Origin of the sequence: Trabulsiella odontotermitis, assembly GCF_001188485.1 — a bacterium.
GTDB classification, from domain to species: Bacteria; Pseudomonadota; Gammaproteobacteria; order Enterobacterales; family Enterobacteriaceae; genus Trabulsiella; species Trabulsiella odontotermitis_A.
Genome location: NZ_JNGH01000082.1, coordinates 20290 through 37254 on the forward strand (window position 1 = coordinate 20290; position 16965 = coordinate 37254).

A 16965-nucleotide genomic window follows, 5' to 3' on the forward strand; every position below is an offset into this window, starting at 1 on the left:
CCCTTGTTTAAGCTGTTAGCCAACTTTCCTGAAAGGAAACCGGAGGAATCATGACCAAGTCAGAGCTCATTGAAAGACTTGCAAGCCAGCAATCTCACATCCCTGCGAAAGCGGTTGAAGATGCTGTGAAAGAGATGCTGGAACACATGGCTACGACCCTGGCCCAGGGTGAGCGCATTGAAATCCGCGGTTTTGGCAGCTTCTCTTTGCACTATCGTGCACCACGCACCGGGCGTAACCCAAAAACGGGCGATAAAGTGGATCTGGAAGGTAAATACGTTCCGCACTTTAAGCCGGGTAAAGAATTACGCGACCGCGCCAATATTTACGGCAGCTGAGTTAGTTTGTAACTTGACTGAGAAAAGCACCTTTGGGTGCTTTTTTAATGCCTTCTTTCGATGCGCTGGAATCCTGCTCGCAAAACCGTTGCGGCGTGAGTGCAACACCTCCTGTTCCTTCCGTAGCTCGCCGCATTGTTAACATGCGCTCTCTGACATTCATTGCTTTTCTGCGTCACACTCCCCAAAAACAGGGAGGTACTGATGCGTTTGCCACAAGTCGCCTGGTGTGTCGTACTCGGGATATTGCCGCTTATCGGGCTGCCCCAGTTGCCGGGACTGATGCTGATAAAGGGCGTGATTGTTCTGGCGGTTTTACTGCTCTTCTGTCATGCGTCAGCCATAAAATATAGCGCGCTGACGCTACTGTTCTTCTGCTGGGGATGCCTTGCAGCGCACCAGACGCTGTGGCCGGTCAACGCTTTGACCGGGAAAAACCAGCAGGCGGAAGTCGTTATTACTACCACTGACGGGCAAACAACACATCAGGGTAAGATCGTTCGCCTGAACGGTAAGCGGCAATTTCCGTCTATTGCGGTTTCGCTCTATGGCAACTATCTTCCGCAACCGGCCTGCGCCGGGCAACGCTGGGATATGACCCTCCGCATGCGGCCCGTTCACGGGCAGCTTAATGAGGGCGGGTTTGACAGTCAGCGTACCGCGCTTGCCCGGCATACGGCGATCTCCGGTCGCTTTCTGTCGGCGACGGCACTGGACGCCACATGCAGCTGGCGCGCTCGTTACCTGTCATCACTGACGGAAAGCCTTGCGCAACGTCGGTGGCAGCCCGTCATTCTGGCGCTCGGTGCCGGTGAACGTACGACGCTTCCGGTTGAGGTGAAGCGGTTGCTGCAACAAACCGGCACCTCGCACCTGATGGCGATTTCCGGGCTGCACATTGCACTGGTCGCCTCACTGGGATGGTTGCTGGTGCGCGCCCTGCAGTTTTTTCTGCCATGCCGTTATATCAACTGGCGGGCACCGCTTGTCGCGGGGTTCGGATGTGCGCTGTGTTATGCCCTGTTTACCGGGCTACAGCCGCCCGCATTACGCACCATCGCCGCGCTGGCGATCCTTTACAGCTTACGACTGCGCGGGCGACGCTGGTCGCCGTGGTCGGTCTGGATCTGTTGTGTCGGCGCGATAGTTTTCAGCGATCCGCTGGCCATACTGTCTCAGAGTCTGTGGTTGTCTGCCGTCGCAGTCGCCGCGCTCATCTTCTGGTATCAGTGGATGCCTTTCCCGGCGCAGTCGTTACCGCTATGGGGCCGATGGCTGGCAGGGCTGCTACATTTGCAACTGGGGCTGATGTTGTTGTTGATGCCATTGCAGGTGGCGCTGTTTCATGGCATCAGCCTGAGTTCGATAGTGGCAAATCTGCTGGCGGTGCCCGTCGTCACCTTTGCGGTTGTTCCCCTGATCCTCACCGGCATGCTGTTGCACCTTATCGGACCTGCAATCGCCGAAACGAGCGTATGGTGGCTAACTGATCGCATACTGGCGCAGCTGTTTGGCTTCCTTGCCCGTTTACCCGATGGCTGGCTGAGTCTGGATGCCCGGTGGCTACCGGCACTGATATTGCCATGGCTCGGGCTGATCGCCTGGAAACTGGGTGGCTGGAAGTCGGTGCCTGCTATCTGCCTGACCGTGACTGCCGTACTGACGTATCCGCTCTGGCCGCATAAACCGTCTGATGACTGGCGGGGCACGATGCTGGACGNCGATGCTGGACGTTGGACAGGGACTGGCGATGGTTATCGACCGTCATGATAAAGCCATTTTGTATGACACCGGGCTGGCGTGGCCGGGCGGTGACAGCGGGCAACAGCTCATCATTCCCTGGCTTCGCTGGCATCATCTGCAGCCGGAGGGGATTATTCTCAGCCACGAACATCTCGATCATCGTGGCGGGTTAGATTCGCTGGCCCGCGCCTGGCCGCAGGTGTGGATCCGCAGTCCACTGGGGTGGAGTGGTCATCAGTCCTGTTTTCGCGGAGACAGCTGGCAGTGGGAAGGGCTGACGTTTCGCGTGCTGTGGCCGCTGACAGGGGCGCAAACGCAGGGGAACAACCGTTCCTGTGTTGTTCGGGTGGATGATGGCAAATACAGTATTTTGCTGACCGGAGATATTGAATTGTCAGCCGAATTTTCTATGCTCAGCCATTACTGGCAACATCTTACGTCTACACTTATCCAGGTGCCGCACCATGGCAGTAGTACCTCATCCGGCATCGCGCTGTTGCAGCGGGTCGGTGGGCAGGCGGCGCTGGCATCGGCATCCCGGTATAACGCCTGGCGTCTGCCCTCGGTAAAAGTGGTAAAACGCTACCGCCAGCAGGGTTATCAGTGGTATGACACGCCTCATCAGGGGCAGATTTCGGTGCTGTTTCAGCACGACAACTGGCAAATCCGCAGCTTACGAGATCAAATTTTCCCTCGCTGGTATCATCAGTGGTTTGGCGTGTCTCGTGATAACGGGTAGAATATGCGGCTATTTCAACATAAGCTGGTTTTTTGAATGCAGAACGACAAAGATCTCTCCACGTGGCAGACCTTCCGCCGACTCTGGCCAATGATTGCGCCATTTAAAGCAGGGCTGATCGTGGCGGGTGTTGCGTTAGTCCTCAACGCAGCCAGCGATACCTTCATGCTATCGCTCCTTAAACCGTTACTGGACGACGGTTTTGGTAAAACGGATCGCTCAGTGCTGCTGTGGATGCCACTGGTTGTGATCGGGCTGATGATCCTTCGTGGCATAACCAGCTATATCTCCAGCTACTGCATCTCCTGGGTGTCGGGAAAAGTGGTGATGACCATGCGTCGTCGTCTTTTCAGCCACATGATGGGCATGCCGGTGGCGTTCTTCGACAAGCAATCCACCGGGACATTGCTGTCGCGTATCACTTACGATTCTGAACAGGTGGCATCGTCCTCTTCCAGCGCACTGATTACCGTCGTGCGTGAAGGGGCGTCGATCATCGGCCTGTTCGCGATGATGTTCTGGTACAGCTGGCAGCTGTCGGTGATCCTCATCGTGCTGGCACCCATTGTTTCGATTGCCATTCGCGTGGTATCGAAGCGTTTTCGTAACATCAGCAAAAACATGCAGAATACGATGGGGCAGGTGACCACCAGCGCGGAACAGATGCTGAAAGGGCATAAAGAAGTGCTGATGTTTGGTGGCCAGACGGTGGAAACCAAACGCTTCGATAAGGTCAGCAACAAAATGCGTCTGCAGGGGATGAAAATGGTTTCCGCCTCTTCCATTTCTGACCCGATCATCCAGCTCATCGCGTCACTGGCGCTGGCATTCGTGCTGTATGCCGCCAGCTTCCCGAGCGTTATGGAGACCCTGACCGCCGGTACCATCACCGTCGTCTTCTCTTCAATGATCGCCCTGATGCGTCCGCTGAAATCGCTGACCAACGTCAACGCCCAGTTCCAGCGCGGGATGGCCGCTTGCCAGACGCTGTTTGCCATTCTCGACAGCGAACAGGAAAAAGACGAAGGCATGCGTGTAATTGAACGTGCGAAAGGCAATCTGGAATTCCGCAACGTCACTTTCACCTATCCGGGCCGTGAAACGGCCGCGCTGCGCAACATTAACCTGAATATTCCGGAAGGAAAAACCGTTGCGCTGGTCGGGCGTTCGGGATCCGGGAAATCCACCATCGCCAGCCTGATCACGCGTTTCTATGATATTGACGAAGGCGAGATCCTCCTCGACGGGCACGACCTGCGCGAATACAAACTCACTTCCCTGCGTAATCAGGTCGCGCTGGTGTCGCAGAACGTGCATCTGTTTAACGACACGGTGGCCAACAATATCGCCTACGCTCGTACTGAAGAGTACAGCCGCGAGCAGATCGAACAGGCCGCACGTATGGCGTATGCAATGGACTTTATCAACAAGATGGATAACGGTCTCGACACCATTATTGGAGAGAACGGCGTTCTGCTCTCAGGCGGCCAGCGCCAGCGTATCGCTATCGCCCGTGCGTTACTGCGCGACAGCCCGATTCTGATCCTCGACGAAGCGACTTCCGCGCTGGATACCGAATCGGAACGTGCAATTCAGGCCGCGCTGGATGAGCTGCAGAAAAACCGCACCTCGCTGGTGATTGCGCACCGTCTCTCCACCATTGAACAGGCAGATGAAATTGTGGTGGTGGAAGATGGCCAGATCGTTGAGCGCGGCAGCCATGCGGATCTGCTGGCTCACCGGGGCGTTTACGCCCAGCTGCATAAGATGCAATTCGGCGAATGATTTCACGTATCTGGTCCGGCGAATCGCCGCTCTGGCGGCTGCTGTTACCGCTCTCCTGGCTTTATGGCCTGGTGAGCGGGCTCATTCGCCTGAGCTATCGCCTGGGGCTGAGAACGTCCTGGCGCGCGCCGGTACCAGTGGCAATCGTCGGAAATTTAACAGCAGGGGGTAACGGTAAAACGCCGGTGGTGATCTGGCTGGTGGAGCAGCTGAGCCAGCGCGGGATCCGTGTGGGCGTCGTGTCGCGCGGCTATGGCGGCAAAGCGGCACACTATCCCTTACTTCTTTCTGAAAACACCTCTACGGCGGAAGCGGGCGACGAACCGGTGCTGATCTTTCAGCGAACCGGGGTGCCGGTGGCGGTTTCTCCACGGCGGCGCGATGCGGTCAGCGCGCTGCTGGAAAAACACGATCTTCAGCTCATCATCACCGACGATGGTTTGCAGCATTACCGTCTGGCGCGTGACATGGAAATCGTGGTGATCGACGGCGTTCGTCGTTTCGGCAACGGCTGGTGGCTACCGGCTGGCCCCATGCGGGAACGCGCCTCACGGTTGAAAACCGTCGATGCGGTGATCGTAAACGGCGGTGTTGCGCGGCCCGGTGAAATTGCGATGCAGCTGCGCCCGGGGAAAGCTGTAAACCTGTTAACCGGTGAACCGCGGGATGCCCGCGAACTGACGCAAGTAGTGGCGATGGCGGGTATCGGCCATCCTCCCCGTTTTTTTGCCACCCTCGAAAGCTGTGGTGTGCACCCGATCAAAACGGTCGCGCTGGCCGACCATCAGGCGCTTACTGCCGCTGATGTCGACGCGCTGCTGGAACAAGGGCAAACGCTGATCATGACGGAAAAAGATGCCGTTAAATGCCGTGCGTTTGCTAAAGAAAACTGGTGGTATCTGCCGGTCGACGCCTGTCTTGAGGACGACCGTGCTCAGCAATTGCTCCAGGCGCTGGTGGCGCTGACGCAACGACAGTAATGCAGCCGTAGCGCGTCTGCGGCTCTGAAGAGGGACTGCTATGCCCGAAGTGCACCTTTCGCTTACCGCTGCACGACATCTGCATCTTGCCGCTCAGGGGATGCTCAAAAGACCCCGCCGCCGCGCACAACCTCAGGATGTGCTCAGTACCATTGAACGCATGTCTTTGCTGCAAATTGATACCATCAACGTTGTCGCCCGTAGCCCTTATCTGGTGCTGTTCAGTCGCTTAGGCGATTATCCGCAGACCTGGCTTGATGATGCCCTGCGTCGCGGGGACCTCATGGAATACTGGGCGCATGAGGCATGCTTCCTCCCGCGCAGCGATTTCTCGCTGGTACGCCATCGCATGCTGGCGCTGGACAACATGGGCTGGAAGTACAACAAGGCGTGGATGGACGCCCACGCCCGCGAAATCGAACAGCTCATCGCTCATATTGCTGACAACGGCCCGGTACGTTCGGCGGATTTTGAACATCCGCGAAAAGGCGAATCCGGCTGGTGGGAATGGAAACCGCATAAGCGCCATCTGGAAGGGCTGTTTACCGCCGGAAAGGTGATGGTCATTGAACGACGCAATTTTCAGCGCGTCTACGATTTAACCCACCGGGTGATGCCACACTGGGATGATGAACGGGATCTGCTGGCGAGGCCGGAAGCCGAAGCGCTCATGCTGCAAAACAGCGCCCGCAGCCTGGGGATTTTTCGCCCGCAGTGGCTGGCCGACTATTATCGCCTGCGCCAGCCATCGTTACCTGCGTTGCTGGGCCGCTGGCTGGAAGAGAAGCGCATCATTCCTGTCGAGGTGGACACTCTCGGTGAAATGTGGCTCGACAGCGATCTGCTGCCTTACCTGGACGCGGCGGTGGACGGAAAACTGACCGCTACGCACAGCGCGGTGCTGTCTCCCTTCGATCCCGTCGTCTGGGACAGAAAGCGAGCCGAGCAGTTGTTTGGCTTTACCTACCGACTGGAATGCTACACGCCTGCGCCGAAACGTCAGTACGGCTATTTCGTTTTGCCGTTGCTGCATCAGGGCAAACTGGTGGGGCGCATGGACAGCAAAATGCATCGAAAAGAAGGCGTTCTGGAAATCTTTGCGTTATATCTGGAAGACGGAATACGCCCCAGCGTCTCGCTGGCGAAAGGGCTAACCCAGGCCATTAACGACTTTGCGCACTGGCAGGGGGCAACCCGCGTCCGGTTGGGGCAGGTGCCGTCGTCCTTGTTTGCGACGAAGGCTGAAGGTTGGGAAATTGACGCCGACTGACGCGTCACTGTGATATGCTGGCGGGATGATTTAGCCAGCCCATCTGGAGGAAATATGGATCACCGTTTACTGGAAATTATCGCCTGTCCGGTCTGCACCGGGAAACTCTATTACAGCCAGGACAAACAGGAACTGATTTGCAAAATCGACAGTCTGGCGTTTCCGCTGCGTGAAGGCATTCCCGTATTGCTGGAAAACGAAGCGCGTACCTTAGCTGCTGAAGAGAGCCATCCATGAGTTTTGTCGTTATCATTCCCGCCCGTTTTGCCTCCACGCGTTTACCTGGAAAGCCGCTGCAGGATATCAACGGCAAGCCGATGATAGTCCATGTACTGGAACGTGCGCGTGAATCAGGCGCGGAGCGGATCATCGTAGCGACCGATCACGAAGACGTCGCCCGTGCCGTTGAAACCGCCGGTGGGGAAGTGTGCATGACGCGCGCCGATCACCAGTCCGGCACCGAGCGTCTGGCCGAGGTGGTGGAGAAGTGTGGTTTCAGCGACGACACTGTGATCGTCAACGTTCAGGGTGATGAGCCGATGATCCCTGCGGTGATCATCCGTCAGGTTGCGGAGAATCTCGCCAGCAGCCACGCCGGTATGGCGACGCTGGCGGTGCCGATCCATGAGGCGGAAGAAGCGTTCAATCCAAACGCTGTCAAAGTGGTAATGGACGCCAACGGCTACGCGCTCTATTTCTCTCGCGCCACTATTCCGTGGGATCGCGACCGTTTTGCGAAAAGCCGCGACGCTATCGGCGACACGCTGCTGCGCCACATCGGTATTTATGGCTATCGTGCCGGTTTCATTCGCCGCTACGTCAGTTGGGCGCCGAGCCCGCTGGAGCAGATAGAAATGCTGGAGCAGCTGCGTGTGCTCTGGTATGGCGAAAAAATCCACGTTGCCGTTGCGAAACAGGTGCCTGGCACTGGCGTGGACACCCCTGAAGATCTCGAACGCGTACGTGCCGAATTGCGCTAATCCCCGTTGCCCCGAATACCCGGGGCAACTGCTACCGCCTCGTTTTTACTCACTTTTCTGCGTCACTTTTGATCTTATCAGGGTGACATATCCCCTTGCGGCGCTCATTATAAAAGCAGTAGTCATTGTGAGGGTAAACACGTATGGAACAACTGCGCGCCGAACTGAGCCATCTGCTGGGTGAAAGACTAAGCCGGGTGGAATGCGTAAGCGAAAAGCCAGATTCGGCAATGTGGTCGCTCTATGACTCTCAGGGAAATCCCTTACCATTGCTGGCGCGGAGCTTCTCTACGCCGGGTCTGGCGCGTCAGCTGGCGTACAAGGTGTCCATGCTGTCGCGCAGCGGCACGGTGCGAATGCCGATTGTGTATGGCGTGATGACCCACGAAGAACACCCTGGCCCGGACGTGCTGCTGATTGAACGCCTGCGCGGCGTTCCGGTTGAAGCGCCTGCCAGAACCCCCGAGCGCTGGGAACAGTTAAAAGATCAGATCGTCGAGGCGCTGCTGTCCTGGCATCGTCATGACAGCGGCGGGCGCGTTGGTCAGGTCGACAGCACGCAGGAAAACATCTGGCCGCACTGGTATCGCCAGCGGGTTGAGGTGTTATGGGGCACGCTGAATCTCTATCAGAATACCGGTCTCACCATGCAGGATAAGCGTATTCTGTTTCGCACCCGGGAGTGTCTGCCCGCGCTGTTTGACGGTTTTAACGACAATTGCGTGCTGATCCACGGTAATTTTACGCTGCGTAGCATGCTGAAAGATGCGCGCAGCGATCAACTGCTGGCGATGGTCGGCCCGGGGATCATGCTATGGGCACCCCGGGAATATGAACTGTTCCGCCTGGCCGATGGCACGCTGGCGGAAGGGCTGCTGTGGCACTATCTCCAGCGCGCACCGGTGGCAGAAGCGTTTATCTGGCGGCGCTGGCTCTACATGCTATGGGATGAAGTCTCGCAGCTGGTCAACACCGGGCGGTTTAACCGCGCCAATTTTGACCTGGCCGCAAAATCACTCCTCCCCTGGCTCTCCTGATACCCCTTTCAGCCACTGCCACACGCGACCGAGCGTTTCATAACCCACGCGATCGCTGTGCATCAGCCAGACGGGCGAGGGAATCGCGCGTTCCCAGGGATTTAGCGGCGACGTAATCGCCAGCTGATTCGCTGGCGCAGGCAGCGGGTTGAGGCCGGCGTGCTGAAAGAAGATCATTGCCCGCGGCAGATGTGAGGCGGAGGTCACCAGCAGGAAAGGCGCGCTGCCCACGGTTGCTTTAACCGCAGCGGCTTCCTCTTCGGTGTCTTTAGGTTGATCCAGCACGATAATCTCACTACGCGGTACGCCGAGGCTTTCGGCGACGCGGGCGCCCGCTTCACCGGTGCTGACCGGGTTGGTTTGCGCGGCGGCGCCGGTGAAAATCAGCTTCGCGCCGGGGTTGGCCTGCCATAAGCGGATGCCTTCGGTGAGGCGCGGAAGACTGTTGTTGATCAGGTTCGAACTTGGCGCCCATGCCGGGTTCCAGGTATATCCTCCGCCCAGTACCACCACGTACTGCACGCGCTCGCTGCCACGCCAGGTCGGATACTTATCCTCAATGGGTTTTAACAGTCCGTCGGCGACCGGTTGCAGGCTCAGCAGCAGCAGGGCAAGCCAGCCGACGGCGATGAAACTTTTACCGGTTTTCTGAAAGCGGCTGAAAACGATCAGTAACAGACCGAAGCCAATGAACATCAGTAACAGCGGCAGGGGGAACATCAGGCNTTTTTCAGCGTGAAAAGCATGCGGAATGGGTCCTTTTTTAACCATTTAACAGGCGGAATGCCGTGATATTACACCAGATGGCTCCATTCTCGTCGCGTCTGTGACAAAATACGCCTTTTGCCTGGATCGCGGAGTGAGCCATGCGGGATCGCAATTTTGATGACATTGCAGAAAAATTCGCGCGTAACATTTACGGCACGACCAAGGGTCAGTTGCGTCAGGCGATCCTGTGGCAGGATCTCGACCGCCTTCTGGACGCTTTCGGCTCGCAACCGTTGCGAGTTCTGGATGCCGGTGGCGGAGAGGGGCAGACCGCGATTAAAATGGCGCAGCGCGGGCATCACGTCACCTTATGCGATATTTCTGGTGAGATGATTAGCCGGGCGACGCAAGTGGCAGCGGAGAAAGGTGTGAGCGGCAACATGCATTTTGAACAATGCGCCGTACAGGACATTACGCAGCATTTGGAAAGCCCGGTTGATCTGATATTGTTTCATGCTGTGCTGGAGTGGGTTGCCGCTCCGCAAGAGGTTTTACAGACGTTGTGGTCGGTGTTACGCCCCGGCGGGGCATTGTCGCTAATGTTCTACAATGCTAACGGCCTGTTGATGCATAACATGGTCGCCGGGAATTTTGATTATGTCCAGGCAGGCATGCCGAAGAAAAAAAGACGTACACTTTCGCCGGATTACCCGCGCGAACCGCAACAGGTTTATGGCTGGCTGGAAGAGACCGGCTGGCAAATCACCGGCAAGACCGGTGTGCGCGTGTTCCATGATTATCTGCGCGAAAAGCATCAGCAGCGCGATTGCTACGAGACGTTGCTGGCGCTGGAAACGCGCTATTGCCGCCAGGAGCCGTATATCAGCCTGGGGCGTTATATTCATGTCACCGCGATTAAGCCGCTGGTAGATACAAGGAAAAACGATGAGTGAATTTTCCCAGACAGTCCCCGAACTGGTTGCCTGGGCCAGAAAAAATGATTTCGCCATTTCGCTGCCGGTCGACAGACTCTCGTTTTTGCTGGCCGTCGCTACGTTAAACGGCGAACGGCTGGAAGGGGAGATGACGGAAGGCGAACTGGTCGATGCGTTTCGTCACGTGAGTGATGCGTTTGAGCAAACCAGTGAAACCATCAGCGTTCGCGCCAACAACGCGATCAACGACATGGTGCGTCAACGTCTGCTGAACCGCTTTACCAGCGAACTGACGGAAGGGAATGCCATCTACCGCCTGACGCCGTTGGGCATCGGCATTACCGACTACTACATTCGTCAGCGCGAATTTTCGACGCTGCGCCTTTCTATGCAGTTGTCTATCGTGGCGGGCGAACTCAAGCGCGCCGCCGACAGTGCGGACGAAGGCGGCGATGAATTCCACTGGCATCGTAACGTGTATNNATATTCCGTGGCGGAGATTTTCGACAGTATCGATCTCACCCAGCGCGTGATGGATGAACAGCAGCAGCAGGTGAAAGACGACATTGCCCAGTTGCTGAACAAAGACTGGCGCGCAGCAATTTCCAGCTGCGAAGTGCTGTTATCTGAAACCTCCGGCACCCTGCGCGAATTGCAGGATACGCTGGATGCGGCGGGCGATAAGCTGCAGGCGAACCTGCTGCGCATTCAGGATGCGACGCTGGCGCATGATGATTTGCACTTCGTCGACCGGCTGGTGTTCGATCTGCAGAGCAAGCTTGACCGTATTGTCAGCTGGGGCCAGCAGGCGATCGACCTGTGGATCGGCTACAAATTCATTCGTACCGCCATCGACATGGATAAAAACCGCGTCTTTGCCCAGCGTCTGCGCCAGTCGGTACAAAGCTACTTTGATGCGCCGTGGGCGTTGACTTACGCCAGCGCCGATCGTCTGCTCGATATGCGTGACGAAGAGATGGCGCTGCGCGACGAAGAGGTCACCGGGGAACTTCCTCCGGATTTAGAGTACGAAGAGTTCAACGAGATCCGCGAACAGCTGGCGGCGATGATCGAGCAACAGCTGGTCATCTACAAAGACAAATCGCTACCGCTGGATCTCGGCCTCGTAGTGCGCGAATACCTCGTGCAATATCCGCGCGCGCGTCATTTCGACGTGGCGCGAATTGTCGTCGACCAGGCCGTACGCCTGGGCGTTGCACAAGCAGACTTCACCGGACTGCCGCCGAAGTGGCAGCCGATTAATGATTACGGAGCCAAGGTACAGGCGCATGTCATTGACAAATATTGAACAAGTGATGCCGGTTAAGCTGGCGCAGGCGCTGGCTAACCCGTTATTTCCTGCCCTCGACAGTGCTCTGCGCGCGGGGCGTCATATAGGGCTTGATGAGCTGGATAATCACGCCTATCTGATGGACTTTCAGGAATATCTGGAAGAATTTTATGCCCGCTACAACGTTGAGCTGATCCGTGCGCCGGAAGGATTTTTCTACCTGCGCCCGCGCTCAACCACTATCATTCCTCGCTCGGTGCTCTCTGAGCTGGACATGATGGTTGGCAAAATTCTCTGCTACCTGTACCTCAGCCCGGAACGACTGGCGAACGAAGGTATCTTCACGCAACAGGAGCTCTACGACGAACTGTTGACGCTGGCCGATGAACCCAAACTGCTGAAGCTGGTGAACAACCGTTCCACCGGTTCTGATCTCGATCGGCAAAAACTGCAGGAAAAAGTGCGTTCGTCGCTGAACCGTCTGCGCCGTCTCGGCATGGTCTGGTTTATGGGGCACGACAGCAGCAAATTCCGCATCACTGAATCGGTCTTCCGCTTTGGCGCAGACGTTCGCTCTGGCGACGATCCACGCGAAGCACAGCTGCGCATGATCCGCGACGGCGAGGCGATGTCGATTGAAAACCATCTGCAACTCAATGATGAGAACGAAGAAGAGAATCAGCCGGATAGCGGGGAGGAAGAATAATGATTGAACGTGGTAAGTTTCGGTCGCTAACGCTGATTAACTGGAATGGCTTTTTCGCCCGTACCTTCGATCTCGATGAGCTGGTTACGACGCTGTCGGGCGGTAACGGTGCCGGTAAATCCACCACCATGGCGGCGTTCGTGACGGCGCTGATCCCTGACTTAACGCTGCTGCACTTTCGTAACACCACGGAAGCCGGGGCGACCAGCGGTTCCCGCGATAAAGGCCTGCACGGGAAGCTGAAAGCGGGCGTCTGCTACTCGGTACTGGATGTGATGAACTCTCGTCACCAGCGCGTGCTGGTTGGCGTTCGTCTGCAACAGATTGCCGGTCGCGATCGCAAAGTGGATATCAAGCCGTTTGCCATTCAGGGGCTGCCGATGTCGGTTCAGCCGACGCAGTTTCTTACGGAAACGCTGAACGAACGTCAGGCACGCGTGCTCTCGCTTCAGGAACTGAAAGACAAGTTCGAAGCGATGGAAGGGGTCCAGTTTAAGCAGTTCAACTCCATCACCGATTATCACTCGCTGATGTTTGATCTGGGCATCGTCGCGCGTCGTCTGCGCTCGGCGTCGGATCGCAGTAAATTCTACCGTCTGATTGAAGCATCGCTGTACGGCGGGATCTCCAGCGCCATCACGCGTTCACTACGCGATTACCTGCTGCCAGAAAACAGCGGCGTGCGCAAAGCCTTCCAGGACATGGAAGCCGCGCTGCGTGAGAACCGCATGACGCTGGAAGCCATTCGCGTTACCCAGTCTGACCGCGATCTGTTCAAACATTTGATTTCCGAAGCGACCGACTATGTGGCCGCTGACTATATGCGTCACGCCAACGAACGCCGTATTCATCTTGATAAGGCGCTTGAATACCGTCGTGAGCTGTTCAGTTCTCGTCAGCAACTGGCGTCTGAGCAGTACAAACACGTGGACATGGCGCGTGAACTGCAGGAGCACAGCGGCGCAGAAGGCGATCTGGAAGCGGATTATCAGGCCGCCAGCGATCACCTGAACCTGGTGCAAACCGCGCTGCGTCAGCAGGAAAAAATCGAACGTTACGAAGCGGACCTCGAAGAGCTGCAAATCCGTCTGGAAGAGCAGAACGAAGTGGTGGCCGAAGCGACCGAGCAGCAGGAAGACAACGAAGCGCGTGCCGAAGCCGCCGAGCTGGAAGTGGATGAACTGAAAAGCCAGCTTGCCGACTACCAGCAGGCGCTGGACGTGCAGCAGACTCGCGCCATTCAGTATACCCAGGCGTTGCAGGCGCTGACCCGCGCCAAAGAGCTGTGCCACCTGCCGGATTTAACCCCGGACAGCGCGGACGAGTGGCTGGACACTTTCCAGGCGAAAGAACAGGAAGCGACGGAAAAACTGCTGTCGCTCGAGCAGAAAATGAGCGTGGCGCAAACCGCGCACAGCCAGTTTGAACAGGCATTCCAGCTGGTCACGGCGATTCACGGTCCCGTTGCCCGCGACGAAGCGTGGGAGGTGGCCCGTGAGCTGCTGCGCGACGGCGTCAACCAGCGTCATCAGGCGGAGCAGGCAAATGCGCTGCGTGGTCGCCTGAACGAGCTGGAACAGCGTCTGCGCGAACAGCAGGAGGCCGAGCGTTTGCTGGCGGAATTCTGCAAGCGTCAGGGCAAACAGTACGATGCGGAAGAACTGGAAACCCTGCATCAGGAACTGGAAGAGCGCATTGCATCGCTTTCCGAAAGCGTCTCAAACGCCAGCGAAAAACGCATGGAACTGCGTCAGGAGCTGGAGCAGCTGCAGGGCCGCGTTCAGGTGCTGATGCAGCGCGCGCCGGTCTGGCTGCAGGCGCAAAGCAGCCTGAGCCAGCTATGCGAACAGAGCGGCGAGCAGTTCGAATCCAGCCAGGACGTGACCGAATACCTGCAACAGTTGCTGGAGCGTGAACGCGAAGCGATTGTTGAACGTGATGAAGTGGGCGCGCGCAAGCGGGCGGTCGATGAAGAGATCGAGCGTTTAAGCCAGCCGGGCGGTTCTGAAGATCAGCGTCTGAACGCGCTGGCCGAGCGCTTTGGCGGCGTGCTGCTGTCCGAAATCTACGATGATGTCAGCCTCGAAGATGCGCCGTACTTCTCTGCGTTGTACGGTCCGTCGCGTCACGCCATCGTGGTTCCCGATCTGTCGCTGATCGCCGATCAACTGGACGGTCTGGAGGACTGCCCGGAAGATCTCTATCTGATCGAAGGCGACCCGCAATCCTTTGATGACAGCGTGTTCAGCGTTGATGAGCTGGAAAAGGCGGTGGTGGTGAAAATCGCCGATCGCCAGTGGCGTTATTCCCGCTTCCCGTCCGTGCCGTTGTTTGGTCGCGCGGCGCGTGAAAACCGTATCGAAGCGCTACATAAAGAGCGCGAAGATCTCTCTGAGCGTTTCGCAACGTTGTCGTTTGACGTGCAGAAAACCCAGCGTCTGCATCAGGCCTTCAGCCGCTTTATCGGCAGCCATCTGGCGGTGGCGTTTGACGACGATCCGGAAGCGGAAATTCGCAAACTGAATACCCGTCGCAGCGAGCTGGAACGTGCGCTGAACACGCACGAAAACGACAACCAGCAGAGCCGGGCGCAGTTTGAACAGGCGAAAGAGGGCGTAGCGCAACTGAACCGCCTGCTGCCGCGCCTCAGTCTGCTGGCGGATGACACGTTGGCTGACCGCGTTGGTGAAATCCAGGAACGTCTGGACGAAGCGCAGGACGCCGCGCGCTTTATTCAGCAGTTCGGTAACCAACTGGCGAAACTGGAGCCAATTGCGTCGGTACTGCAGAGCGACCCGGAACAGTTTGAACAGCTACGTGAAGATTACGCTTATTCGCAGCAGGTGCAGCGCGATGCACGTCAGCAGGCGTTTGCCCTGACCGAAGTGGTGCAGCGTCGTGCTCACTTCAGCTATTCCGACTCCGCAGAAATGCTGAGCGGCAACAGCGATCTGAACGAAAAACTGCGCCAGCGTCTGGAGCAGGCCGAAACAGAACGTACCCGCGCCCGTGAAGCGATGCGTAGTCATGCCGCGCAACTCAGCCAGTACAGCCAGGTGATGGCGTCACTGAAAAGTTCGTACGACACCAAGAAAGAGCTGCTGAGCGATCTGCATCGCGAACTGCAGGATATTGGCGTGCGTGCCGACAGCGGGGCAGAAGAACGCGCCCGCCAGCGCCGTGATGAACTGCATACGCAGCTCAGCAACAACCGCGCGCGTCGTAATCAGCTGGAAAAAGCGCTGACCTTCTGCGAAGCAGAAATGGACAACCTGACCCGTAAGTTGCGAAGCCTGGAGCGTAACTATCTCGAAATGCGTGAGCAGGTAGTGAGCGCGAAAGCGGGCTGGTGTGCGGTGATGCGTCTGGTGAAAGACAATGGCGTCGAACGCCGTCTGCACCGTCGCGAACTGGCCTACCTCTCTGGCGATGAACTGCGTTCGATGTCGGATAAGGCGCTGGGTGCGCTGCGTCTGGCGGTGGCGGATAACGAACATCTGCGCGACGTGCTGCGCATGTCGGAAGATCCGAAACGGCCGGAGCGTAAGATCCAGTTCTTCGTCGCGGTGTACCAGCATCTGCGCGAGCGTATTCGTCAGGATATTATTCGTACCGACGATCCGGTGGAAGCCATTGAACAGATGGAAATCGAGCTGGGTCGTCTGACGGAAGAACTGACCTCGCGCGAGCAGAAGCTGGCCATCAGCTCCCGCAGCGTGTCAAACATCATCCGCAAAACCATTCAGCGCGAGCAGAACCGTATTCGCATGCTCAACCAGGGGTTGCAGAATGTCTCCTTCGGCCAGGTCAACAGCGTTCGACTTAACGTTAACGTGCGTGAAACCCATGCCACGCTGCTGGAAGTGCTGTCTGAACAGCACGAACAGCATCAGGATCTGTTTAACAGCAACCGTCTGACCTTCTCCGAAGCGCTGGCGAAATTGTATCAGCGCCTGAATCCGCAAATCGATATGGGGCAGCGCACGCCACAAACCATCGGTGAAGAACTGCTGGATTATCGCAGCTATCTCGAAATGGAAGTGGAGGTTAACCGAGGCTCCGACGGCTGGTTGCGTGCGGAATCCGGCGCGCTGTCCACCGGGGAGGCGATCGGTACCGGTATGTCCATCCTGGTGATGGTGGTGCAGAGCTGGGAAGATGAAGCGCGTCGTCTGCGCGGCAAAGATATTTCGCCGTGCCGTCTGCTATTCCTCGATGAAGCGGCGCGTCTTGATGCCCGCTCAATCGCCACGCTGTTCGAATTGTGCGAACGTCTGGAAATGCAGCTGATCATTGCGGCGCCGGAAAACATCAGTCCGGAAAAAGGCACAACCTACAAGCTGGTGCGTAAAGTGTTCCAGAACCAGGAGCACGTTCACGTCGTGGGTCTGCGCGGCTTTGCGGCTCAGTTGCCGGAGACGTTGCCGGGCACAGCTGACGCTTCTTAGAAATA

General features: G+C 57.3%; 12 protein-coding genes and 1 pseudogene. 12 read left to right on the top strand and 1 reads right to left on the bottom strand.

What is annotated here, in order from left to right; translation table 11 throughout:
- The first annotated feature begins 50 nt into the window (after positions 1 to 50).
- The 8 genes and pseudogenes from ihfB (at position 51) to GM30_RS10290 (ending at position 8872) form a co-directional block, all read left to right on the top strand.
- Positions 51 to 338, top strand: a complete 288-nt coding sequence (gene ihfB / locus GM30_RS10255; protein WP_049848543.1) for an integration host factor subunit beta — start codon at positions 51 to 53, stop codon at positions 336 to 338.
- A 204-nt stretch (positions 339 to 542) separates the two neighbouring features.
- Positions 543 to 2820: pseudogene (locus GM30_RS10260) on the top strand (ComEC family protein).
- A 36-nt stretch (positions 2821 to 2856) separates the two neighbouring features.
- Positions 2857 to 4605 carry a lipid A ABC transporter ATP-binding protein/permease MsbA gene (msbA, locus tag GM30_RS10265; RefSeq protein WP_049848544.1) on the top strand — a complete coding sequence of 583 codons (1749 nt, stop codon included), beginning with the start codon at positions 2857 to 2859 and terminating at the stop codon, positions 4603 to 4605.
- Complete coding sequence (gene lpxK / locus GM30_RS10270; protein WP_049848545.1) at positions 4602 to 5585, top strand: tetraacyldisaccharide 4'-kinase; 984 nt, start codon at positions 4602 to 4604, stop codon at positions 5583 to 5585. Before msbA ends, lpxK begins: the two co-directional genes overlap by 4 nt.
- A 40-nt stretch (positions 5586 to 5625) precedes the next feature.
- Positions 5626 to 6855, top strand: a complete 1230-nt coding sequence (locus tag GM30_RS10275) for a winged helix-turn-helix domain-containing protein (RefSeq protein WP_049848546.1) — start codon at positions 5626 to 5628, stop codon at positions 6853 to 6855.
- 54 nt (positions 6856 to 6909) lie between these two features.
- On the top strand, positions 6910 to 7092 hold the full coding sequence (locus GM30_RS10280) for a Trm112 family protein (RefSeq protein ID WP_049848547.1): 183 nt from the start codon (positions 6910 to 6912) through the stop codon (positions 7090 to 7092).
- Positions 7089 to 7835, top strand: coding sequence for a 3-deoxy-manno-octulosonate cytidylyltransferase (gene kdsB, locus GM30_RS10285; RefSeq protein ID WP_049848548.1), 747 nt, complete (start codon positions 7089 to 7091; stop codon positions 7833 to 7835). The genes GM30_RS10280 and kdsB overlap by 4 nt, the downstream gene beginning before the upstream one ends.
- Positions 7836 to 7978: 143 nt before the next feature.
- Positions 7979 to 8872: a YcbJ family phosphotransferase gene (locus tag GM30_RS10290; RefSeq protein ID WP_049848549.1), complete on the top strand. Its 894-nt coding sequence runs from the start codon at positions 7979 to 7981 to the stop codon at positions 8870 to 8872.
- Here the strand turns inward: GM30_RS10290 and elyC are convergent.
- Positions 8849 to 9643, bottom strand: coding sequence for an envelope biogenesis factor ElyC (gene elyC, locus GM30_RS10295; protein WP_420802258.1), 795 nt, complete (start codon positions 9641 to 9643; stop codon positions 8849 to 8851). The two genes, GM30_RS10290 and elyC, sit on opposite strands and share 24 nt — an antisense overlap.
- Positions 9644 to 9738: 95 nt before the next feature.
- On the opposite strand from elyC, the gene cmoM reads away from it, so the two are divergent.
- The 4 genes from cmoM (at position 9739) to mukB (ending at position 16960) form a co-directional block, all read left to right on the top strand.
- Entirely contained in the window at positions 9739 to 10533 is a 795-nt protein-coding gene (gene cmoM, locus GM30_RS10300) for a tRNA uridine 5-oxyacetic acid(34) methyltransferase CmoM (protein WP_049848550.1), read from the top strand.
- Complete coding sequence (mukF, locus tag GM30_RS10305) at positions 10526 to 11824, top strand: chromosome partition protein MukF (RefSeq protein WP_049848551.1); 1299 nt, start codon at positions 10526 to 10528, stop codon at positions 11822 to 11824. Before cmoM ends, mukF begins: the two co-directional genes overlap by 8 nt.
- On the top strand, positions 11805 to 12512 hold the full coding sequence (gene mukE / locus GM30_RS10310) for a chromosome partition protein MukE (protein ID WP_049848552.1): 708 nt from the start codon (positions 11805 to 11807) through the stop codon (positions 12510 to 12512). The genes mukF and mukE overlap by 20 nt, the downstream gene beginning before the upstream one ends.
- Positions 12512 to 16960 (top strand): chromosome partition protein MukB, encoded by a 4449-nt coding sequence (gene mukB / locus GM30_RS10315; protein ID WP_049848553.1) that lies wholly within the window; start codon positions 12512 to 12514, stop codon positions 16958 to 16960. The genes mukE and mukB overlap by 1 nt, the downstream gene beginning before the upstream one ends.
- Positions 16961 to 16965 lie beyond the last annotated feature (5 nt).